The 22205-nt window shown below is 71.4% G+C and carries 19 protein-coding genes; 10 read left to right on the top strand and 9 right to left on the bottom strand.

All coding sequences use genetic code 11. The annotated features are described in order from the left end of the window. A complete protein-coding gene (locus ABD466_RS41760) occupies positions 1 to 1149 on the top strand; it encodes a hypothetical protein (RefSeq protein ID WP_344662857.1) in 1149 nt (382 codons plus the stop codon). Here ABD466_RS41760 and ABD466_RS41755 read toward each other — a convergent pair. Genes ABD466_RS41755 through ABD466_RS41745 form a run of 3 tightly spaced genes read right to left on the bottom strand, consistent with a single transcriptional unit; the run spans position 1068 to position 2885 of the window. Then, positions 1068 to 1778 (bottom strand): (2Fe-2S)-binding protein, encoded by a 711-nt coding sequence (locus tag ABD466_RS41755; protein WP_344662856.1) that lies wholly within the window; start codon positions 1776 to 1778, stop codon positions 1068 to 1070. The genes ABD466_RS41760 and ABD466_RS41755 overlap by 82 nt on opposite strands. Beyond that, a complete protein-coding gene (locus tag ABD466_RS41750; RefSeq protein ID WP_344662855.1) occupies positions 1775 to 2647 on the bottom strand; it encodes a CbtA family protein in 873 nt (290 codons plus the stop codon). Before ABD466_RS41750 ends, ABD466_RS41755 begins: the two co-directional genes overlap by 4 nt. 22 nt (positions 2648 to 2669) lie before the next feature. After that, complete coding sequence (locus ABD466_RS41745; RefSeq protein ID WP_344662869.1) at positions 2670 to 2885, bottom strand: CbtB domain-containing protein; 216 nt, start codon at positions 2883 to 2885, stop codon at positions 2670 to 2672. Positions 2886 to 3224: 339 nt separating this feature from the next. Between ABD466_RS41745 and ABD466_RS41740 the strand changes: the two genes are divergently transcribed. Further along, positions 3225 to 4667 carry an MFS transporter gene (locus ABD466_RS41740; RefSeq protein ID WP_344662854.1) on the top strand — a complete coding sequence of 481 codons (1443 nt, stop codon included), beginning with the start codon at positions 3225 to 3227 and terminating at the stop codon, positions 4665 to 4667. 30 nt (positions 4668 to 4697) lie between these two features. Next, on the top strand, positions 4698 to 5678 hold the full coding sequence (locus ABD466_RS41735) for a sigma-70 family RNA polymerase sigma factor (protein WP_344662853.1): 981 nt from the start codon (positions 4698 to 4700) through the stop codon (positions 5676 to 5678). 35 nt (positions 5679 to 5713) lie between these two features. Here the strand turns inward: ABD466_RS41735 and ABD466_RS41730 are convergent, their stop codons facing one another. Further along, positions 5714 to 6262, bottom strand: coding sequence for a DUF6817 domain-containing protein (locus tag ABD466_RS41730; RefSeq protein WP_344662852.1), 549 nt, complete (start codon positions 6260 to 6262; stop codon positions 5714 to 5716). Between the two features lie 55 nt (positions 6263 to 6317). Here ABD466_RS41730 and ABD466_RS41725 point away from each other — a divergent pair, with 55 nt between their 5' ends. Both ABD466_RS41725 and ABD466_RS41720 read left to right on the top strand, forming a co-directional pair. Next, positions 6318 to 6974, top strand: a complete 657-nt coding sequence (locus ABD466_RS41725; RefSeq protein WP_344662851.1) for a hypothetical protein — start codon at positions 6318 to 6320, stop codon at positions 6972 to 6974. A gap of 62 nt (positions 6975 to 7036) precedes the next feature. Next, positions 7037 to 7882, top strand: a complete 846-nt coding sequence (locus tag ABD466_RS41720; protein WP_344662850.1) for a class I SAM-dependent methyltransferase — start codon at positions 7037 to 7039, stop codon at positions 7880 to 7882. 153 nt (positions 7883 to 8035) lie between these two features. Here ABD466_RS41720 and ABD466_RS44580 read toward each other — a convergent pair whose 3' ends face one another. The 3 genes from ABD466_RS44580 to ABD466_RS41710 are packed head-to-tail and all read right to left on the bottom strand — an operon-like array spanning position 8036 to position 10859. Then, positions 8036 to 8110, bottom strand: a complete 75-nt coding sequence (locus ABD466_RS44580; protein ID WP_420716411.1) for a 50S ribosomal protein bL37 — start codon at positions 8108 to 8110, stop codon at positions 8036 to 8038. A gap of 11 nt (positions 8111 to 8121) precedes the next feature. Beyond that, the gene (locus ABD466_RS41715; RefSeq protein WP_344662849.1) at positions 8122 to 8550 is read right to left on the bottom strand and encodes a hypothetical protein; all 429 of its coding nucleotides are present in this window, start codon (positions 8548 to 8550) and stop codon (positions 8122 to 8124) included. Beyond that, complete coding sequence (locus tag ABD466_RS41710) at positions 8547 to 10859, bottom strand: ATP-binding cassette domain-containing protein (RefSeq protein ID WP_344662848.1); 2313 nt, start codon at positions 10857 to 10859, stop codon at positions 8547 to 8549. The genes ABD466_RS41715 and ABD466_RS41710 overlap by 4 nt, the downstream gene beginning before the upstream one ends. 129 nt (positions 10860 to 10988) lie before the next feature. On the opposite strand from ABD466_RS41710, the gene ABD466_RS41705 reads away from it, so the two are divergent. From ABD466_RS41705 to ABD466_RS41695, 3 genes are all read left to right on the top strand, one after another. Then, positions 10989 to 11702, top strand: coding sequence for a MerR family transcriptional regulator (locus ABD466_RS41705; protein ID WP_344662847.1), 714 nt, complete (start codon positions 10989 to 10991; stop codon positions 11700 to 11702). Positions 11703 to 11806: 104 nt separating this feature from the next. Continuing rightward, complete coding sequence (locus tag ABD466_RS41700) at positions 11807 to 13981, top strand: penicillin acylase family protein (protein ID WP_344662846.1); 2175 nt, start codon at positions 11807 to 11809, stop codon at positions 13979 to 13981. Between the two features lie 169 nt (positions 13982 to 14150). Next, entirely contained in the window at positions 14151 to 15959 is a 1809-nt protein-coding gene (locus ABD466_RS41695; protein ID WP_344662845.1) for a hypothetical protein, read from the top strand. Positions 15960 to 15981: 22 nt separating this feature from the next. Here the strand turns inward: ABD466_RS41695 and ABD466_RS41690 are convergent, their stop codons facing one another. After that, positions 15982 to 17028: a sodium:calcium antiporter gene (locus tag ABD466_RS41690; protein WP_344662844.1), complete on the bottom strand. Its 1047-nt coding sequence runs from the start codon at positions 17026 to 17028 to the stop codon at positions 15982 to 15984. Positions 17029 to 17325: 297 nt separating this feature from the next. Between ABD466_RS41690 and ABD466_RS41685 the strand changes: the two genes are divergently transcribed. Beyond that, positions 17326 to 18213: a S41 family peptidase gene (locus ABD466_RS41685; RefSeq protein ID WP_344662843.1), complete on the top strand. Its 888-nt coding sequence runs from the start codon at positions 17326 to 17328 to the stop codon at positions 18211 to 18213. A gap of 120 nt (positions 18214 to 18333) precedes the next feature. Next, positions 18334 to 20154: an alpha/beta hydrolase-fold protein gene (locus tag ABD466_RS41680; RefSeq protein WP_344662842.1), complete on the top strand. Its 1821-nt coding sequence runs from the start codon at positions 18334 to 18336 to the stop codon at positions 20152 to 20154. 97 nt (positions 20155 to 20251) lie between these two features. On the opposite strand, the gene ABD466_RS41675 is transcribed toward ABD466_RS41680, so the two are convergent. Further along, positions 20252 to 21946 (bottom strand): alpha/beta hydrolase, encoded by a 1695-nt coding sequence (locus tag ABD466_RS41675; protein WP_344662841.1) that lies wholly within the window; start codon positions 21944 to 21946, stop codon positions 20252 to 20254. Positions 21947 to 22205 lie beyond the last annotated feature (259 nt).

Genomic DNA, 22205 nt, shown 5'->3' with positions numbered 1-22205 from the left:
ATGATTCTAGAATCCGGCGCGGAGACCCCGCTCCCCTGGCGGCGCGGCGCCTGGCCACGGTGGGCTCCGCAGGTCCTGGCCCTGTGGGGCGTCGTCTACGCCCTAGCCGAGATCGTCCTGGCCGCGACAGACATCACGGTCGCCTGGTCCCCGCACCTCACGTTCACTCCCGCATCCCACCTGGCTCTGGCCGCCCTCGCCCTCGTCGCCGCCACCGCCGGCCGAGCCGCCGCCCGTCCCCTCACCCGACGCGGCCGCTTCCTCGTCGCGGCGGCCCTGCTCATCACCGGGCCCGTGTTCGTCATGTGCATGGCTCAACTGCCCGCTTATGTCGTGACTCTGATAGCCGGAGACGGCGTCGACAGCGCGACCGGGCTCCTCCACATCCTGATGAACACCATCGGCGTCGTCCCGCTGGTCCTGGTCGCCACAGCGCTCCAACGCACCTGGCGCGGCCGCTGCCCGCGTTGCGGCGAACGTCATTCCTCCGGCCGTGACGACTCCTTTGGCTACCCCGGCTACGACGGCCCCATGACCCGCCCCGAACCGTCGATCGCCTCGAAGCGCAGCCGGACGACCGCCTACCTCCTGATGGCGGGTCTGCTCCCCTGGGCAGGGGCCAAGACCATCTGGACGCTCGGCGGCAGCGCCCTCGGCGTCACAGCAGACGCCTGGCGCCGAGCCGCCGAAGGCGACTCCACCGGCGTGACCCGTGCCCTCGCCTCTGTCGGCATCGACGTGACGGTGGCCGCGTCCGGCCTGGCGGTGTTCCTCATGCTCGGGCTGCTGCATCCCTGGGGACAGGTCTTCCCCCGCTGGACGCTGTTCCTGGCCGGACGACGCGTGCCGCGCATGCTGCCGTTACTGCCCGCTTACATGTGCGCGGTCGGGCTGCCGATATACGGGGTCGTACTCCTGGTGATGGCACCGCTGGACGCCATCGGCGTTCTTACCCCGCCGAAGGTGACACCGCCGTTCACGTCCCAATCGGGGTTGCTGTGGATGGTGGCGTTCGGCGGCTCGGCGTTCCTGGGACTCGGCCTGAGCCTGGTCGTCGCCGCACGCTCCTACGCCGCGCGGACGCGCCCGACATGCGCCAGCACGCAGTCACCGCACAAGGAGCCGTCACGAGCCGGTGCCGCCCGGTAGATCAGACAGCAGCTACGACGGCGGAAGACCCCATCGTGAAGCTCTCCACAGCCGACCAGCTCAGGACTTCCGATCATTTCGGCGAGCACCCGGCTTTCCGCGTCCCCCGCCAGCATCCGGCTCGCGCCCGCCAACGCCGACCCGACGTTGCCCCGCAGGATGTGCCGGTTGACCCCGAACTCGGCGATCACCGCCTCCAACTCCGAAAGGAAGCCGCCGGTACCGGCCTCGCCCGCCCCCAAGACCGTTTCGCTGATCGACAACGGAAAGGTGCTCGCCAAACCGGGCTGCCACCACAGATCCGCGGCCCGTACCGAACCACGCCACCCGTACTCGACGGCCAGCGCGAGCAACGGCGACGTCACCCGCGCGACCAAGCCCAGGTGGACGACCGACGCGGCGACCCGCAGTTCCACCGCCGCCGCCTCCCGCCCCGTCCCCGCGGCCAGAAACGCACGGACCCCCGCGACCCGCTCCTGCATGACCGCCGGTTCGTCGACCAACTCCGTCATCGGCCGCCACGGCGCCTCAGGCTCCTGCGAGGCGCCATGGAACTCGACGGCGAAGTACGGCCCCAGCGCGGCAAGCTTGTCGCTCACCGACGCCGGGGCCGGGATCTCGTTCGTCACACCGCCGCCGGCATCGCGCCCGCGGTGCCCGGCTTCTCACCACTCGCCTGCATGACCGGCCGCAGCAGCCGCTCGGCCATCGGCCCGAAAGCCAGTCCGAGCGTCGCCCACAACACGGCCTGCGCCGCGATGGAGGACAACCGGAACGAGAACAGCACGTCGGCCGGGAACCCCGGGTAGACGATCGCGCCCTCGGCGTCCGTCAACGGCAGCGGGGTCTCCGTCGCGTGGTGCCCGAACTCGCGTACGTTCGCCGACAACGCGCCGAGCGACGGCAACACGGCCATCACCACGCCGATCGCCACAGCGAACCCGAGCCCCGCCACCAGCGTCGCGTTCCAGTTCCCGACCCGCGCCGCGATCCGCCGCCCGACCCACACGGCCGCGAACAGGAAGGCCAGCGAGCACCCGACCATCGCCAGGTACAGCAGACCGCGCGCCCGCACGGTGTCCGGGTGTCCGATCGCCGGCGGGTTCGCCGGGTACTTCAGGAACGGCACAAGGTAGAACCCTGTGAAACCGGCTCCCGCCAGGAGCAGGGCCAACGGCTTGGGCTGAATCCGCCCGACCCTGCCCAGACACAGCAGGTAGGCGACAGAGAACAGAGCCCCCATCGCCGCCCCGAACCCGATCAGGCCCACACCGATGCCCAGGTTGGCCTGCACCGTCCGCGTGAACAGCTCCGGATCACCCGCGTCCGGCGACAACCCCGCGGCCTTGTCCAGAGCGGCCCGCGCGGCGTCCCGTCCGTTCTCGTAGGCGATGGCCTTGTCGATGGACGACTCGGCGAAGACCCGCGCGAACACGAACGCGAGCAGGCCGGCCAGCGCGCCGGCCAGAAGCCCGCGCGCGATGATGCGCTTCTCCATCAGACCGTCGGCTCCCCGGGCCTCAGTGGCAGGGGAACCCGAGCAGGTGCCGGGCGTCGTGCACGAACTCGTGCAGGTGCATGTCCCCGCCGAACACCGAGAACGCACCCTGGTCGACGCCGACGAAGTAGTAGGCGAGCAATCCGAACAGCAGCGTGCCGGCGATCCACGCCCTGGCCTTGGCCGCGGAAACCACCAACGGCGTCGAAGCGGGAACCGGGGCAGGCGAGACAGGCATGGTGCTCACAGTGAGCCTCCTTCGGGATCTTGCGTCCCAGATCGTTGGAGCATGTCGACTGGGGAGGGTCTGACTCACCCCGACTTCGACTGCCCGACGAAGCAGAGGGCTCACAGTGGCGCGACCGTGCCGGAATCCCACCGGCTTCCTGTCCCAGTACTTGCTTGGGCAGCGTAGGGCGGCACGCCTTCGGCGTCAAAGAGATGTCGATCACCGCCGCGACGAGTTTCCCGCCCGTCGCCGGTACATACCGGCAGGCGATCCATCGGAGCCGAGTCCGGAGGTACGGAAGTGAGCACTCACCACGTGGAAGACGAACGAACAGACCCGAATCCGCGCATGAACGCGTCCCAGCGCTGGACCCTGGCCCTGACCGCGACGGCCTCCCTCATGGTCGTCCTCGACATGCTCGTCGTCACGACCGCCCTCAACCGCATCCGCCTCGACCTCGGCGCCTCCATCGCCGACCTCGAGTGGACCATCACCGCCTTCACCCTCAGCTTCGCCGTCCTCCTCCTGCCGGCCTCGGCTCTCGGCGACCGGCTCGGCCGGCGCCGCATGTTCGTCGCCGGCGTCGCCGTCTTCACCGTCGCCTCGGCCGCCTGCGCCCTCGCGCCGGACGCCGCCGCCCTCATCACCGCGCGCACCGTTCAGGGCGCCGGATCCGCGCTGATCATGCCGCACGCCATGGTCCTGCTCAGCGTCGCGTTCCCCGGCCGCCAGCGCGCGAAGGCGCTCGGTGCCTTCAGCAGCGTCACGGGCCTGGGCACCGTCGGCGGCCCCGTCGTCGGAGGTGCGATCACCCAGGGCCTCGACTGGCACTGGATCTTCTGGATCAACGTGCCGCTCGGCGTCCTGCTCGTCCCGCTGGCCCGGGCCCGTATGGCCGAGAGCACCGGACCGAGCCGCCGGCTCGACGTCGTGGGGGTGGCCCTCGTCACCGCCGCCGCCTTCGGCCTCGTGTGGGGCCTGGTCCGCGGCAACAGCGTCGGGTGGACTGGCGGCGAGACGATCGGCACGCTCACCGGCGGCGCGCTCCTCACGGCCGCCTTCATCGGTTGGGAGCTGCACACCGCTTCCCCCATGCTTCCGATGCACTTCTTCCGCACTCCCGCGTTTTCCGGAGGCAACACCGCGGGCTTCCTGATGTACGCGTGCACCGTCGGCGCCACTTTCCTGCTGGCCCAATACCTCCAGGCGGGTCTCGGCTACGACCCCCTCGCCACCGGCCTCCGCCTCATCCCCTGGACCCTGACCCTGACGCTCATCGCGCCGCTCACCGGTTCCCTGGTCCCCCGCGTCGGCGAACGCCCGCTCCTCGTCGGCGGGCTGGTGGTCCTGGCCGTCTCAATGGCCTGGGTCGCCCTGCTCTCCGGCCCCACCCTCAGCTACCCGGCCCTGATCCCTCCCCTGGCCCTCGGCGGTTGCGGCCTCTCCTTCGCGATGCCCGCCGCCCAGCACGCCGTCCTCGGCGCCGTCCCACCGGCCGCCGTCGGCGCCGCCAGCGGTGTCTTCAACACCCTGCGCCAGTTCGGCAGCACCTTCGGCGTCGCCATTCTCTCGGCGGTGTTCGCGGCGTCCGGCGACTATGGTTCGCCGAAGTCCTTCAGCGACGGCTTCCGGCCCGCCCTCGGTGTCGCCGCCATGCTGGCACTGGGCGGCGCGATCGCAGGGGCGTGGACCCCGACCCGGAACCGGAACGCGGTCTCGGCCCCGGTCTCGGCAACGGTCTCGGCCCCGGCCTCGGCCCCCACCCCGGCCTCGACCTCGACCTCGTCCTGAGAACGACCGACCAGAAACACGGCCAAAGTGATGACCACCACGTCCTTCACCGAAGACTTCGCCCTCCACACCGGCCCCCACCGCGCCGAGCTTCTCGCCCACTGCTATCGCATGCTCGGCTCCGTCCACGATGCGGAGGACCAACTCCAGGAAACCCTCCTCCGCGCATGGCGCGCCTACGACCGCTACGACCCGGCCCGCGCCGCGCTTCGCACCTGGCTGTTCCGCATCGCCACCAACGCCTGTCTGACAGCCCTCGAACAACGCAGCCGCCGACCCCTTCCCTCCGGCCTCGGCGCCCCGTCCGACGACCCCGACGCCCCGATGATCCGCGGCGAGGAAGTCCCCTGGCTCCAGCCGGTACCGGACGCGCTCCTCGACGATCCCGCCCGCGTCGCGTCCTCCCGCCACACGCTCCGCCTGGCCTTCGTCGCCGCCCTGCAGCTCCTCCCGGCCCGCCAACGCGCGGTCCTGATCCTGCGCGACGTGCTCGACTGGCCGGCCGCGGACGTCGCCGAGGCCCTCGCCATGACCGTGACGGCCGTCAACAGCGCCCTGCGACGCGCCCGCGCCCGGCTCGAGGAAGCCGAGCTCGGCGAAGACCAAGTCGGCGAACCGGACGACCCCGCCCAACGCGCCCTCGTCGAACGCTACGTCGCGGCCTTCGAACGAGCCGACCTGACCGCCCTCGAGAAGCTCCTCACCGACGACGTGATCCTGGAGATGCCGCCGTTCCTCGGCTGGTACACCGGCCGCGCGGCCTACACCCGCTTCATCGCCCGGATCTACACCCACCGCGGAACGACCTGGCGACTCCACTCGCTGCGCGCCAACGGCCAACCCGCCGTGGCCGCTTACGTCCGCGCCCCGGACGGCGACGGCTTCACCCTCAACACCCTGCAGGTGCTCGACGTGACCGCCGCCGGCATCCGCCGCAACACGGCCTTCCGCGACCCGGAGGTGTTCGCCGCCTTCCAGCTTCCCGAACGCGTCCCGGCGCGCCGGCCGTGACCTCAAGCCCACAATCCCCGGGCCCGATGACGCTATCAGAGAGTCGTAGCGACAGCTCGCGGCAGCAACCCCGCGACCCGCCTCAGCATCCGCACCAGACCGGCCTCGTACTGCCGTCTGAGTTCCGCGTTGTGCTCGAACACGTCGAACTCGTTGGCCGCCGTCACGGCCAGGAACGCCCGCAGGTCACCCTCGCCCGGATCGAACTCGACCCGCGTGAACCGGTCCCGGAACACCGGCCGCCGCTCCGTCCCCAACCGCGGATACGTCACGCCGCGGTCACAGCTGGCGTACAGATACACCAGCTCCTCAGCCCGGGCTCCGATCACGTCCAGCAGCACCGCGCGCTCCGCCACATCCATCAACGACGGGGCGAAACCGTCCGTGCCGTAGGCGGCATGGCAGAGCCCTGCCACCTGCACATCCCAGTCCGTCCCCCACTCCGCCAGCCGCTCCCGAACGCGGATCAGATGCTGGAGCAACGTTCCGCCGGGATGCGGCATCCCCTCCGCCCCGCGAGAACGCAGGAAGTCTTCGATGGCCGTCAGTCGATCGGATGCGGGTTCGCCAAGAATCTCGCTCACGTCGCGATTGTCCCGCGAGGAGCCCGCCCCGGACACCCGCGCTACGGTGCTCTCCGTGAAACTCCACGGCGTTGTTACCGGCATGGCGACCCTGACCGTCTTGGGCACCGCCCTCACGGCGTGCGGCAGCGGATCGGACTCGAAAGTCTCCGTCGACAAGCTGCAGCAGGCCGCCGACAAGGCGATCGCCGCCCCGGACACCCCGTGCCCGCTGGGCTTCGACATCAACGCCGCGCTCAAGAAGGCCGGGCTCACCGCCACCGCGACACCCGCCGCGGACCCGAACGCCGAACGCCCCGCGGTCGACGCCGAGAGTGCCACGGGCGCCCAGGACGACGCTCCCCTCAAGACGCGCGGCGGCGCCCTGATCACGTGCACCTACTCCCTCTCCGGCGGCGGCTACGTCCAAGCCGCGCTCACCGGCGTCCGCAACGGAACGGCGATCACGCTGATGGCGCCGCTGCTCCAGCACGACGGCGATCTCGCGAGGAGCGACCTCTTCTCCTTCATCGCCCAGAAGCTGGAAACGGGCAAGGCGGTCCTCACCCCCGGGCCCGGCCTGGCCTCCATCACCAAGGTCGGCGCCTCCGGCGGTGACGCGCTGCTGGAGGTCACCACCGCGGCCGCCGACCACACCGCCGACCACCGCCCGATCATCGGCGAGCCACTCCGCGAGCTGACCGAAGCCCTCGCCAAGCAGGTGCGTGTCTAGATCCTCTTCAAGGTCCGCGTCGTGGTTTGCTGGATCACGGGCACGACGCCAAGGAGGGCATCTTGAACGGTCCCGACATCGACAAAGCCTTCACCGGCTCGATCGCGGCACTCTACGAGGAGTACTTCGTCCCGCTGATCTTCGAACCGTACGCCGTCGACCTGGCGGACCGCGTGGCGTCCCTCCCCGCCCTGCGAGGCGGCCCGCGCGCCGAACGCACCCGCCTGCTCGAGATCGCCGCCGGCACCGGCGTCGCGACCCGCCATCTGGCCGCCACGCTCCCCGAAAGCGTCTCGATCACCGCCACGGACCTGAATCCGGCGATGCTGGACCTGGCTTCCGAGATCGGGACGCCGCGCCCGGTGCAGTGGCGCCAGGCCGACGCCACCGCCCTGCCCTTCCGGGACGGGGAGTTCGACGCCGTGGTCTGCCAGTTCGGCTACATGTTCCCGACGGACAAGCCGGCGGCCTTCGCCGAGGCCCGCCGGGTCCTGGCTCCCGGCGGCGTCCTCATCTTCAACGTCTGGGACCGCATCGAGGAGAACGACTTCGCAGACGTCGTGACCACGGCCCTCGAGAACGTCTTCCCTGAGGACCCGCCCCGCTTCATGGCCCGCATCCCTCACGGCTACCACGACCTCGCGGCCATCGGACAGGATCTGCGGGGCGGAGGATTCACCGCGTCGCCTCAGACCGTCACCGTCGCGGCACGCAGTCGTGCGGCCTCTCCCCGGATCCCGGCCGTCGCGTACTGCCAGGGCTCCCCGCTGCGCAACGAGATCGAGGCCCGCGACGCCTCCCGGCTCGACGAGGCGACCGACGTCGCGACGGAAGCGATCGCCCGGCGGTTCGGGTCCGGTCCGGTGGACGGCAAGATCCAGGCCCACATCGTGACCGTCGCGCGATGAGATCGGGCGGATCGGTCACCCACGGGCCGCCGGCGTCACGATGACCGCGGTCGCGTACCGGCCTCGGACGCACACCTTCGTCGCCACCGACGTCGAGGTCCCGCGCCCGAACCGGGAACCGGCGATGGGCGCGGGACCTACACTCCACTCCGCTCAGGAGTTGGGGCGCTTGCCGTGGTTGGCCTTCTTCTTCCGACGCGCCCGCTTCTTGTTGCCGCGCTTCGCCATGTCAGTCCTCCTTAATCCGCCCGGAGACCCCGGGCTTCGGGCAAGTCTATGATCCCGGCCGCCAGCTCCTTGCGTGCCCGGTCCCGGACACGCCGGGCGATGACCTGCGTTGCCGACAGGTTGCGGCCGGCTGCCACGGTCATCACCGGCGGCACGGCGTCCAGGCCGTGGTAGAGCACCTCGATCAGCTGCAGGAAGCTCATCAGGCCGGCGAGGTCGACGCCGAGCGGCTCGGTCTTGGCATGCTGCCCGGGCACGTCCAGGACCAGCGGTCCGTCCAGCTTCGCGACGGCTGCGCGGAGGACCGCGAGCTCCGTGGCGGCCGTCGTCGCGACCGGCCGCGGGTCGTAGGGACGATCGGCACGGAACGGCAGCCCTTGGAACGTCTCAGCGACGCGGCCCGCCGACTCCGCCACCGTCCTCAGGAAATCAGGGTTCATCGTCGGGCCGCCATCGGCTCGGGGGCGCCCTGCCCGGCCTCGACCGCGCGCCGCAGGAACTCGCCGGTATGCGACCCCTGAGCCACGACCAGCCCCGACGGAGTCCCCGTGTAGACCAGCCGCCCGCCGCCGGCCCCGGCTTCCGGCCCGAGATCGATCACCCAGTCGGCGTGCGCCACCAGGTCCAGGTTGTGCTCGATCACGATCACGGTGGCGCCGTGCCCGTCGATCAGCCGATCCAGGGCGCCGAGCAACCGCTGCACGTCGCTCATGTGCAGTCCGGTCGTGGGTTCGTCGAGCACGTAGACGCCGCCGGGCTCGGCCAGGTGCCCGGCCAGCTTCAGCCGCTGGCTCTCGCCGCCGGACAGCGTCGTCAGCGGTTGGCCCAGGCGCAGGTAGTCCAGGCCGACCGTGGCCAGGGCACCGAGGATCCCGGCCAGACGCCGGTCGGCGGCGAAGAACGCGGCGGCCTCGGCGACCGTCGCCTCCAGCACGTCGCCGATCGACAGCCCGCGCAACCGGTAGCGCGACACGTCGTCGGTGAAGCGCCGGCCGTGACAGGCCGGACAGGTCATGGTGACGGTGTCGAGGTAGGCCAGGTCCTGCTCGATCACCCCGAGCCCGGCGCACTCCGGGCACGCGCCCGCCGAGTTCGCGCTGAACAGCGCCGCCTCGACCCCGTTGGCCCTGGCGAACGCCTTGCGGACGGGGTCCAGGGCGCCGGTGTAGGTCGCGACGGTGGAGCGCCGGTTGGCGCCGGGCGCGGACTGGTCGACGGCGACCACGTCCGGGTGCTGAGCCCGCAGCACCTGGGACAGCGACGACTTGCCGGAGCCGGCGACGCCGGTGAGCACGGTGAGCACGCCGGTCGGGAAGCTCACGTCGAACCCGGTGAGGTTGTGGGCCCGGGCGGCGGCGACACGCAGCTGCCCGGTCGGACGGCGCACCGCGGCGTCGGGCCTCAGGCGGATCGGGGCGTCGAGGAACCGGCCGGTGAGCGTGTCCGAGGCCCGCAGGCCCGCGACGTCGCCGGCGTACCCGACGCGCCCGCCGGCCGCCCCCGCACCCGGCCCGAGGTCGATGACGTGGTCGGCGGCGGCGATGACGTCACGGTCGTGCTCGACCACCAGCACGCTGTTCCCCTTGTCCCGCAGGGCGCGCAGCAGGTCGGTCATGCGCGAGACGTCGCGCGGATGCATGCCGATGCTCGGCTCGTCGAAGACGTAAAGCAGATCGTTGAGACTTGACGCGAGCTGGCGTACCAGCTTCACCCGCTGCGCCTCACCGCCGGACAGACTCGCGGTCCGGCGGTCCAGACTCAGGTAGCCGAGGCCGATGTCGACCAGATCGGTGAGCCGGCCCCGCAGTGCGGTCAGCAGCGGCGCGATCGACGGATCCGCGATCTCGTCGAGAACCGCCAGCAGCTCGGTCACGGCGAGCGCGGACAGCTCGGCGATGGTGCGGCCGGCCACCCGACTGCTCAAAGCGAGCGGCGAGAGCCGGGTGCCGCCGCAGTCCGGGCACGGCGCGGTGGTGGTGTACGCGTCGACGAGTCTGCGGGTGCGGGAGCTGCGGTTCTCAGGGTCCTGGTCCACGTAGAGGCGGCGGAACTTGGTGACCGCGCCCTCGAAGGAGGCGTTGTAGCTCTGGCCCTGGAACCGCATCGCGACCATGCCGTCGTCGGCGTACAGCAGGTCGTGCAGTTCGGTGTCGGTGTAGTCGTCGACCGGACGGTCGGGGTCGAAGCGCCCGGAGTCGACGAGGATCCGCCAGTTGCGGCTGCCGACTGCGAAGACGTCGCTGCGCAGCGCTCCGCCGTTGAGCGAGCGCGTGCGGTCGAGGAAGACGTCCAGATCGACGACCGTGGTCTCGCCGAGGCCGGCGCAGGCCGGGCACATGCCGGCCGGCATGTTGAAGGAGAAGGCGTCGGGGTTGGGCACCGACGGCCGGCCGGCCCGGCTGAACAGCAGGCGCAGCACCGGCGCGATGTCGGTGATGGTCCCCACGGTGCTGCGCGCGCCGCCGCGCAGGCGCCGCTGGTCCACGGTGATCACCGCGGGCAGATGGTCGACGGCGTCCACGGCGGGACGGGACAGGGCGGGCAGGAAGCCCCGGACGAAGGCCGGGAGGGTCTCGTTCAGCTGGCGCCGGGCCTCGACCGCGATGGTGTCGAAGACCAGGGAGGACTTGCCGGAGCCGGACACTCCGGTCACGGCGGTCAGGACGCGCTTGGGGACGGCCGCGTCGACGGCTTGCAGATTGTGCTCCCGGGCTCCGCGGACCTCGATCCATTCCGTCACGATGTGCATAGTTAAAGTTTATCTTTGAAGTGCTTGTGCAGACTTTCAGCAGATTCTTCTCGAAGGAGAGGCCGAAAGTTTAAACTTCCGGGTTGAAGTCAGGCGTTGAAGCCGTCAGAGCAGGAGGAGCATCCCGTAATGCGTCCGGTAGACCTCGCACGGGCCGCGGGCGTGTCCACGCAGCAGGTACGCAATCTGGAGTCTCTGGGCGCGCTGCCCGAGGCGGAGCGCAGTGCGAGCGGCTATCGGCGCTACGACGAGCGGCACTTGGCGGCGTTGCTCGCGTACCAGGCGCTCACGGCCGGCATGGGCCCGACCGGCGCCCGGGCCCTGCTGACGGCGGTCGGCGCGGGTTCCGTCGCCGACGCTCTGGCGATGTTGGACGCCGCCCACGCCGGGCTTCACCAGGGGCGCGCGTCGCTGGTGGAAACGGAACAAAGCCTCGCAGCGGTGAACCAGGAGCCTGTGAACCTGGCGCCGGACGGTCTGCGGGTCGGAGCGTTGGCGAAGCTGCTGGGAGTACGGCCGTCGGCGTTGCGGGTGTGGGAGGCGGCCGGCCTGCTGGCTCCGTCCCGCGAACCAAGCACCGGATACCGCGTCTACCGGGCACAGGACGTACGGGACGCGCAGGTCATCCACACGCTTCGGCAAAGCCACTACCTGTTCGACCGTATCCGTCCGATCGTCGAGGGGCTGCGGCGCACCGGCGGTTCGGAGGAGTTGCGAACGGCGCTGGCCGAGCGAAGGGAGATGCTGGACCGGCGGGCCTTCGCGCTGCTGGAAGGATCGGCACTGCTCTGGCGCTACCTCGGTCGGCTCAGCCAGATCGACCAGTCGGCGGCCGAGCTCTGAAGCAGTCGACGGACGGATCAGCGCTCGACGGCCGCTCGACCACGCCCCGCGCCGAGGCATCCCCTCCTGCCGATCGCGAGCACCGCCGGGCAGAATGAACGACCATGGAGGCATATCGCGACCCGCACGGCATTCCCCACGTCCGCGCGGCGTCCCCCGAGGAGGCGTTCCAGGCCCAGGGGCGGATCGCCGCCCTGGACCGGGGGCTGCAGATGGAGTTCGTCCGTCGCAGAGCCCTGGGCACCTGGGCCGAGGTCGTCGGGTCGAGAGCGGTGCCCGACGACACGTTCGTCCGGCGGGTCGGGCTGACGGCCGCGGCCCGCCGTTCGTATGAGGTGCTGGGGGCGCCGGCCAAGGCCGCGCTCACCGCGTACGCCGCGGGGGTGAACGCGGTGCTGGCCGACCGGCTGCGGGACAGCGACCTGCCCGAGGCGCCGGAGCCGTGGGAGCCCTGGCACTGCGTGGCGGTGTACCTCGGGCGGCACGTCGGGATGGGCAGCATGGCGCACAAGCTGTTCCGGACCGCGCTGCTGCCGAGTGCGCCCGCCGACGTGGTGTGGCGGGTGCGGGCCAACGCCCGCGAGGAGCTGATGGTGGTGCCGACCGGGCGGACGCGGCGGGTCGACACCGCCGGGCCGCCGGCCGGCCACGGTGAGCGGGTGCGGGCCTGGCTGAACGGGCTGGGCGAGGTGGAGACGGTGGCCGCGGCGGCCGACCCGGCGGCCGGCAGCAACAACTGGGTGGTGGCCGGGGCGCACACCGCCTCGGGCCGGCCGCTGCTGGCCGGGGACCCGCACCGGCCGTTCGAGACGCCGGGCCCGTACTGGCAGAACCACGTGTCCTGCGACGCCTTCGACGCGATCGGGCTGTCCTTCCCCGGTGTGCCGGCGTTCCCGCACTTCGGGCACACCGCGCACGTGGCCTGGGGCATCACCCACGGCATGGCCGACGACCAGGACCTGTTCGTGGAGAACCTGGACCGGCTGGCCGTGCACACCGAGCTGATCCGGGTCCGCGGCGGCGAGCCGGTGGAGATCACCGTGCACACCGGCGCGCACGGCGGCGTCGTGGTGCAGGACGAGGCCGCGAACACCGGCCTGGCCCTGCGCTGGACCGGCATCGCCGAGGCCGACCGCACCCTGGACTGCCTGCTGCCGATGCTCACCGCCACCTCCGTCGCCGAGTTCGACGACGTCATGCGCGGCTGGTCGGTGCCGGTCGACCACCTGATGACCGCCGACGTGCACGGCGCCATCGGCTACCGGCTGCGCGGCCGCGTCCCGCGCCGGTCCGAGGCCAACTCCTGGGCCGCCGTCCCGGGCTGGGAGCCGGAGTACGCCTGGACCGGCTGGGTGCCGTTCGACGACATGCCCCACGCCCGCGACCCGGAGGAGGGCCTGCTGGTCTCGGCCAACAACCGGCCCGGCGCCGAGGACGAGCCGTACATCGCCCACGACTTCGCCGGTCCGGCGCGCGCCACCCGCATCCTGCAGCTGCTGCGCGAGGGCGTGGCGGCCGGCGGCGGCCTGGACGGCGCGGCGATGCAGCGGATCCACGCCGACGTGACGTCGCTGACCGCGCGCGAGTTCGTCGCCTCCCTGGAGCCGGTGAAGGCCGCCGAGGGCAGCCGCCGCGCCGCCCTGCTGGAGCTGCTGCGCGGCTGGGACGGCCGCATGGACCTGGGCTCGGTGGCGGCCACCGTCTACACCGAGACGCGGCGCGAGCTGCTGGCCGCCGTGCCGCTGCCGGACGCCGGCGACTCGCACGCGCGGCTGCTGACCCGCCAGCAGCGCACCGGCACGCTCTGGCTGTCGTTCCAGGCGCTGCTGGCCGGCGCCCGCGAGGGCGACACGACGATCTTCGGCCTCTGGCCCGACGCCGTGGCGGCGGCCCTGGACCGCGCGGCCGAGCGGCTGGAGTCCGAACTGGGCGCCGACACCGGCGAGTGGACCTGGGGGCGCCTGCACAAGTGCCGCTTCAACGCGCTGCTGCCCGGCGTCCCGCCCCTGCCCGGCCGCCCGGTGCCCGGCGACAACGAGACGGTGCGCGCCGCGGGCCTGCACGGGATAGAGACCACCGCGGCCAGCTCCGGCTCGGTGGCCCGTTACGTCTTCGACCTCGGCGACTGGAACGAGAGCCGCTGGGTGGTGCCGGAGCAGACGGACGAGTGGTACGCGGCCCGGACGGTCCCGATGCTGTTCGACTGGGACGTGATCGAGAACGTGGGGACGCCGATCGTGCTGGCCGACGCGCAGGACCTGGAGGACGCGAGGCGTTAGCGGACCCGGCGGTGGGGCGGCGGGGCGGCGGCGGCCGATGCCTCGGCTCCCGCCGTTCATCGGGTTTTCTCCCGCATTCCGCGGGGAAGTATCCGGCGAGCCGTCTCCCGGTGATCGCAGAACCCTCATATCCTGGCGTGAGGCCGGGCGCGAGGAGCGGGAGGGACAGGTGTCGGTGGGCGTCGACGTGGCGGAGACCTGGATCCGGACGGCCCTGGGCCCGGACCTGGACCGGATCGTGCTCGCGGCGTGTCCGGACGTCCAGGCGTGTGTGGCGGTGCCGCGGCCGCACCCCCGCCTGGACCTGGTGGTGACCCTGCGCGCCGACGCCGACCCGCACGCCGCCTGGGACGAGGCGATCCTCGCCGCGCTGCCGCGGTCCATGGCCAAGCAGGTCGGCCGGATCCACGTCGTCACCGACGAGTGGCTGGTCCGCGGGCCCGCGTGGAACATCGACCGCCCAGCGACGCGCCGGCGCTTCCAGGACTTCGACGCCGGCCTGTGGCTGCCCGGCCTCGGCCCCGGATACCGGCCGGAGCCGGCGCCCGCCGAGCGGCTCCGCGTGCCGTTCGCCGGCCCCGGCTCGGGGCGCGCCGCCCTGACGTGGGGCCAGCGCGACATCTGGGCCACGATGATCCGCCAACGCAACTGGCTCCCCCAAGGTGGACGCCGGCCGCTGGCACCCGGGACGCGGGCCGAGGACGTGGCCGCCGAGCTCGCGTATCTGCACAGCCGGTACCCCGCCATGCGGACGCGGCTCGCGGTCGGCGAGTCGCTCGGCGTCCATCAGTGGGTGGTCGCCTCAGGAGAGACTTTCCTCGAGTTCTACGACACTCCCGGCGGTCAGGACCCCGACGTCTTCGCCGCCGGCGTCGAGGCGGTCTATCGACGCCGCCCCTATGATCTGCGCACGGAATGGCCGATCCGCATGGCGGTCATCCGCACGGACGGTGTCTGCACGCACCTCGTGGTGCTCATGCACCACTTGGCCCTGGACGCCGGCGGCGCCGCGGTGATGCTGCGCGAGGTCGCCGCACGGGAGACCCGCGAGCCGACCGGGTTGCAGCCGCTGGAGCAGGCCGCATGGCAGGCGTCGGCGGCCGGACAGCGGCACAACGACAGGACGCTGCGGTCGTTCGCTCAAGCCCTCGCGCCCCGCTCCGCAGACACGCCGTCGGCCGGCCCGAGCCCGGCTTCCACCGTCCCCGGTCCAGGGCCGGCACCCCAGGTATCGCGGGAATCGCGAAAGCCGCAGGAACCGCGGGCCCCTGGCGAGGATCAGCCGCCGGCCACCCTCGCCGGTCCCCGCCGCCCCCGCCACTGGTCCGGCCGCCTCACCTCCCCCGACCTCGCAGCGTCCGTCGCGGCGATCAGCGCGCGCACGGGCGTCGACGACTCGGCGGTTCTCACCGCGCTCGTCGCCGTCGCCTTCGCGCGCCTCACCGGTGAGAGGCGTGTCCTGCTGCGGCCGCGGGTGGCCAACCGGTTCCGGCCGACGCTGGCCGACGTGGTCTGCTTCGTCGCGCAGAGCGGGCTGCTGGTCCTCGACCTCGGGGGCGCCACCTTCGACGACGCCGTCGACCGGGCCCGGCGCGCGACCATGGCCGCCATGAAGAACGCCTACTTCGACCCGGGCGCGCTCGATGCGCTGCTCGACCGGGCCGACGGCGGCGTCGTCATGTTCTTCAACGACCGCCGTTCGGCGAAGCCCGCCGTCTCCTACGCCACCGAGGCCGCGCCGGACCCGCGTGATCCGCAGATCGTGCGCGGACGGTCCGTCTTCGCGTGGCTGCACCGCGGGCCCGAGCCCACCGAGCCGCTGTCGGTGACCCTCGACGACGCCGACGGCGCCCTGGCGCTGTCGCTGCACTTCGACACCCACGTCCTCTCGCCCGACGTGATCGAGGCGCTGGCGTGGGGCGTCGAGCAGGCCGCGCGCGAAGCCGAGGGCGACGGGAACACGCCGACCGGGCTGTGAACACCGGCAGGCGGTGCCCGCATCACGCCAGGATCGGCACCAGTCCCAGCGCGAACACCCCGTAGAACCCCGCCGACACGGCCAGGCGTCCCGCCGTGAGACGCCCGGCCCGCAATGTCGCCAGCAGGTACCCGATCGCGGCGATCGTCACCAGCCCCGACCACAGCAGCGCCCCGTCGAAGTGCCACGGTGTGAACAACAGCCCCAGGCCGGAGGGCACCGTCGCCTGGATCATCATCGCCCCGGAGATGTTCGCCAGGGCGAGCTCGGTCTTGCCCTGCCGGACCCAGATCACCGCGTTCATGATCTCCGGCAGCTCGGTGGCGATCGGCGACAGCAGCAGCGCGGTCACGGACGCCGACAGGCCCAGCATGGGGCCGATGGCGTCCAGCTGGTGCACGAACAGCTGCGAGGCGAAGAAGATCACCATCAGGGTGGCCGCCGTCTGGGCCAGCACCGCCCACGTCGCAGGGGAGGATGCCCTCGGCTGGAGCTTCAGCGGCTCCAGCTCCTCGTCGTCCTCCTCGTCGTCGGAACCGCTGCGGATCTCGCGCCAGAAGTACGCGGCGTAGGCGGCGAAGAACATCAGGCCGAGCGCCGGCTTGACCGCGAACGCCACCAGGCCGAGTGCCACCTTCACCACGAAGATCGGCAGGAACCAGCTCTGATCCTTGGCCAGCCGCCGCACCGCGTCCTTCGACTCCAGCACCTGGCCGGTCAGGGCGGCGCGCGCGGCGCCGGGGCCGGTGGCCATCGCCCCGACCTGCCGCCGCCGCTTGACGAACAGCATGGCGCCGGTCACGCCGTAGGCGACCGTGGCCAGGGCGAGCGGCCCGCCCATGGCGGCGCCGACGCCGATGTCCTTGCGCTCGGCCCCACCTCCGGAGGTGACGGCGACCAGCGTCACCACCGACTCCGGCAGCGCGGTCCCGAACGCGGCCAGGATGGTGCCGACCGCCATCTTCCCCACGTCGAGGCGCCGCCCGAGCCACTCCACGGCGTTGACGAACCACTCGCACGACAGGTAGATCGCCACCGCGCAGACGGCGAGCAACAAGAAATGGATCACAGTGAGAGACCGTCCAGCCTTCCGGCACCGGCGGGGCTGAAGGACGATCGGCGCGGGGCGACGACACGGCTTCGGCCCCGCCGGCGCGCACTCGAAACACGAATACGTCGTCGACAAACAGGGCCGAAGGTCTCGCCCACCCGCGCGGAGTGACCGGGGTCACTCTGCGACGAGCCCGGCCACCGGGAGCCGGGGCTCCAGTGTGTCGATGAACCGGTTCGCGGGGCTACTCCCCTTCGCAACGCGCCCAGCATACCTGAAGCCGGCGCCGTCCTGATCTTGCAGTAGGTTCCGGTCATGCAGACTCCGGAGATCGTCGCAGCCGCCCTGAAGCACCTCTCCGAGGAGTACATATTCCCCGACAAGGCGGCCCTGGCCTCCGACGCCGTCACCGCGGCGCTGGCGGCGGGCCGGTTCGACGAGCTCGACGGGCCGGCCCTGTGCACCCGGGTCACCGAGATCTTCTACGAGCACTGCGCCGACAAGCACCTGCGTCTGCTGTGGAGCGACGAACCCCAGGACCTCGAGGCGGAGGACGACGGCGAGGCCGGGTTCACCGCGCTGATGCTGGCCGAGAACTACGGCGTCCGGCGCGTCGAGCGGCTGGAGGGGAACATCGGCTACCTGGACCTGACCATGGTGGCCGACGCCTCCTCGGGCGCCCGGGCGATCGCGGCGGCCATGGAACTGGTCGCGAACACCGAGGCGCTGATCATCGACCTGCGTGCGAACCGCGGCGGCGCGCCGAACGGCGTCCAGCTGTGGTGCAGCTACCTGTTCCCGGACGACGAGACCCACCTCAACGACATCTACTCCCGGGTCAAGGACGCCACCCGCCAGTACTGGACCCTGGCCCACGTCGACGGCCGCCGCTACCTCGACCGCCCCGTCTATGTCCTCACCAGCGCGGTCACCTTCTCCGGCGGCGAGGAGATCGCCTACAACCTGAAGGTCCAGAAGCGGGCGACGCTGATCGGCGAGACGACCCGCGGCGGCGCCCACCCCACCGAGTGGTACCCGCTGACCCCGCACGTCACGGTCACGATCCCCAACGCCCGCTCGATCAACCCGGTCACCGGCACCAACTGGGAGGGCGGGGGGATCGAGCCGGACGTGGCGGTGAGCGCGGTCGAGGCCTTCGACGTCGCGTACCGGGCCGCCCGCGACCGGATCGCCGGCGCCTGAGCCCGCCGGCCGTTCACGGAATAGTCAGGAATCGTCACGCTGATATAAGGATTCTTACGCCGGGCGGCCGGGTAGAAGTCGCTGCGTCCCATTCCCGACCGCGCGCCCGGAGGTGCCTTGATGCGTCGTCGGTTTCCCTGGCAGAGACGAACCACCATCCTGCTCGCGCTGGTGATGGCGCTGATCGGCGCCACAGTGGCCGCCGCCCGGCCCCGGCACGACCTGAAGTTCGCCGTCTCGTTCCCGTCCGCCACCCGCACCACCGCGGCCGACGGCCGGGCCTTCGTCATCGTGAGCACCGATGCGAGCTCGGACCCGCGAGACCAGATCGACATCGTGAACGGCGTCCCCTACTGGGGCCGGAACGTCGACGGCCTGCGGCCCGGGCACGCGGTGACCCTGGACACGGGCCCGGAGACCTACGGCTACCCGCGGGAGTCCCTCAACCAGCTGCCGCCCGGGCGGTACTACGTCCAGGCGTTCTTCAACGTCTACGACACGTTCCACCGCGGCGACGGCTCGACGGTCAAGCTGCACATGCCCTGCGGCGACGGCCAGAACATGTTCGACTCGCCGCAGAACATGTACAGCACGCCGCAGTGGATCACCATCACCGGCGACGAGGACCAGCCGGTGAAGCTGACCCTGGACCACGTCATCACACCGAACGACCCGGTGCCCGCCGGCGGCACCTGCCAGCAGGGCAACCCGGCCGAAACCGAGCACGTGAAGCGCGTCAAGATCCTGAGCCCGAAGCTGAGCGCGTTCTGGGGCCGGCCGATGTACATCGGGGCCAACGTGTTGCTGCCGGCGGGCTACGACGACCCGGCGAACGCGAACGTGCGCTACCCGGTCGAGTACCACTTCGCGCACTTCACCGAGAAGGCGCCGCACGGGTTCAGGGAGGACGGCGGCAACGACTTCTCGAAGTTCTGGCTCGCGCCGAGTTCGCCGAAGTTCATCAGCGTCGAGGTCCGCGAGGAGAACCCCTTCTACGACTCCTCCTACGTGGTCGACTCGCCGAACACCGGCCCCTACGGAAGCGCCACCGCCCAGGAGCTGATCCCGGCGCTGGACCAGCAGTTCCGCACCATCGCGGCGCCGTGGGCGCGCGTCACCTCCGGCGGCTCGACCGGCGGTTGGGAGGCGCTGGCCTCACTGGTGTTCAACCCGGACGTGTACGGGGGCACCTTCGCCGGCTACCCGGACCCGGTGGACTTCCACCGGCACCAGATCGTCGACGTCTACGACGACGCCAACGCCTACAACACCTACCGCCAGTGGGACACGCCGACGCAGCGCCCTGACAGCCGCACCGCCGCCGGCGACACGACCTACAACATGGCGCAGGAGAACCTCTGGGAACTCGCGCTGGGCGACCACGACCGCTCCGGCGGCGCCTGGGCGATCTGGGAGGCCGTCTACGGGGTGCAGGGCAAGGACGGCTACCCGGCGCTGGTGTGGAACAAGCGCACCGGCGACATCGACCACTCGGTCGCGAACCAGTGGAAGCCGAAGGACCTCGACGCCAAGCTGGCCGCCGAGTGGCCGACGCTCGGTCCGAAGCTGCGCGGCGAGATCCACATGTACGTCGGCGACATGGACACGTACTTCCTGAACGACGCGGTGGAGCTGCTGCAGAAGAACCTCGCCGCGCAGACCTCGCCGCCGTCGGACGCGACGTTCACGTACGGCCGGGAGAAGCAGCACGGATGGTCCCCGTACACGGATGCGCAGTGGTTCAGCGTGTACGCGGCCTACGTGGCGTCGAAGGCGCCCGCCGGGACCGACGTCTCGGCATGGCGTGGAGCGGTCGCGGCGGGCGGCACGATGAAGGCCGCCACGGCCGACACCGCGAGCACGATGAGCGCGCTGCTGCCGCCGACCATGGACGGCGGCGTGATTCAGCAGTCTGACACGGGGCGCGGCTTGCCGCGATAGCCCGGGACAAGTGTGGCGCGCTCCCTTCCACAGGGAGCGCGCCACACTGTTATTCGGGGCCCTGTCGCACCAGGACCCGGTGAAGACGGTACCGGTCTCAGAACCGGGCGCCGTCAGCCCCTCGGACGAACTCGGGGTCGTCGGCCGGCAGGGCGCCGGACGGAGCCGTCGAACCCGCGGCCGTGGCCTGCTTCGCCCCTGCCGCCGCGGGAGGCGGCGTGACGTACACCGGGGTCGGGTCCGCCTCCGGCGCGCAGGTCTTGGCGATCAGACCCTTGCCGCTCGGGAGCGTGCCGTCGCGGAGGTACGCCACGAAGGTGTCGTCGAGGCAGGCGTCGCCGTGGAACAGGATCTCGTGGAAGCTGCCGCCGTTCTGCACGACCAGCTTCGACCCCGGCAGCGCCTTGTGCATGGCCAGCCCGCCTTCGTAGGGCGTGGCGGCGTCCTCGGTGGCCTGGAAGAGCAGCACCGGCGGCAGGCCCTTGCCGGTGATCGGCAGACGGCCGGCCTCGTCGCCCTGGTACGGCCAGAACATGCAGGCGGCGTTGTACCACATGTTGTTGTACGTGTAGAACGGCGCGACCGCGTTCACCGCGGCCTGGTCCCGCTTCCAGTACTCCCAGTCGCGCGGCCAGGCGTTCTCAGTGCACTGCACGGCGTTGTAGTTCGGGAACGCGCCATCGTCCGAACCGGGCGCGGCGTAACGGTTGTAGGCGATGTTCAGCGGCCGGGTGTCGTGGTTCACCAGGTACGCCGACAGGACGGTGGCCATCCGCGGCCAGCGCAGGAAGTTGTAGCCACCGCCGTAGAAGGTGTCCTCGAACTCCGCCGGGCCGATGTTCCCCGGCGCCGGGGCCGCCGAGACCGGAGCCTTGCGCAGCGCGTCCTCGACGGCGTTGTAGTTCTTGACCACGGCCGCCGCGTCGGTGCCGAGGTGGTAGACGCCGTCGGCCTTGGCGGTCCACTCGGCGAACGCCTCGAAGCGCCGCTGGTGCTCCTTGTCCTGCAGGATGTTGTGGTCGTACCACGAGATCGTCGGCCCGACGATGCTGTCCAGCACCATGCGCTTCACGTGCGAGGGAAACAGCTGCCCGTAGGTCGACCCGAGCGAGGTGCCCCACGAGCCCCCGTAGAAGCTGATCTTCGACGTACCCAGCGCCCGCCGGATGCTGTCCAGATCCCGCGCGCTGTCCACGGTGGTCATGTGCGGCAGGATCCAGCTCCAGTTCGCCGCACAGTCGGCCGAGTACTTGGCGGCCTTGTCCAGCCACGCCTGCTCGGTACCCTGCCCCATCTGGTAGTCGGGACGCTCCCCGTCGAAGTAGTGCGCGTCGCACACCACATGCGGGTCACTGCCGTTGGTCCCCCGCGGATCGAACCCGATCCAGTCGTACTCCGCGGCCACGTCGGCGGGCACCTGCCCGGCGATGTACGCGGGCATCCACAGCCCGCTGTCCCCCGGCCCACCGGGATTCAGCAGGATCGGCCCCTGCCGCTTGTCCTTCGGCGCGGTGGCCGGCAGCCGGTCCACCTTGATCTTGATCTTGCGCCCCTGCGGCCGCGCGTAGTCCAGCGGCACCTCCAACATCGCGCACTGCAACGCGGGCGTCGTGGCGTCCCCACAGGAGGCCCAGTCCAACGCACCCTGCCCGCTGTCGTGGTACACGTCGGCCGCGGCGTCGTCCCCCCACGGCGACGCCGCGACCGCGGGCACCACACCGACCAGCGACGCCCCGGCGGCCAGCGCCGCGAGGGCCGCGAGCGCGGCCAGGCGTGGTTTCAGAGTCCTCACATCAGCCTCCTGTCCTGCCCCCATCGTGTCGTCGTCGACACGATGCTACGGCAGACATCATGTGTGACATTGCACAGAGGCTTAAGGTGTGAAGCGGAGGTGTTATCGAACCGTGATACGCCGGGGGGCGCTGGTGGAGGTCGTGGTGCCGGCTCGTTCCGCTTGGGCGCGGTGGGTGTGGGTGTGGAGCTGTGGAGCTGTGGAGCTGTGGTGTCGGGCGGGTTGTTGTTGGTGTGGCTTCGCGTTCGCGCCCAAGGGC

This window comes from Catenulispora subtropica (genome assembly GCF_039531675.1).
Lineage (GTDB): Bacteria > Actinomycetota > Actinomycetes > Streptomycetales > Catenulisporaceae > Catenulispora > Catenulispora subtropica.
Note: the sequence above shows the minus strand (reverse complement) of the source record. Positions and strands in the feature narration are given on the sequence as shown.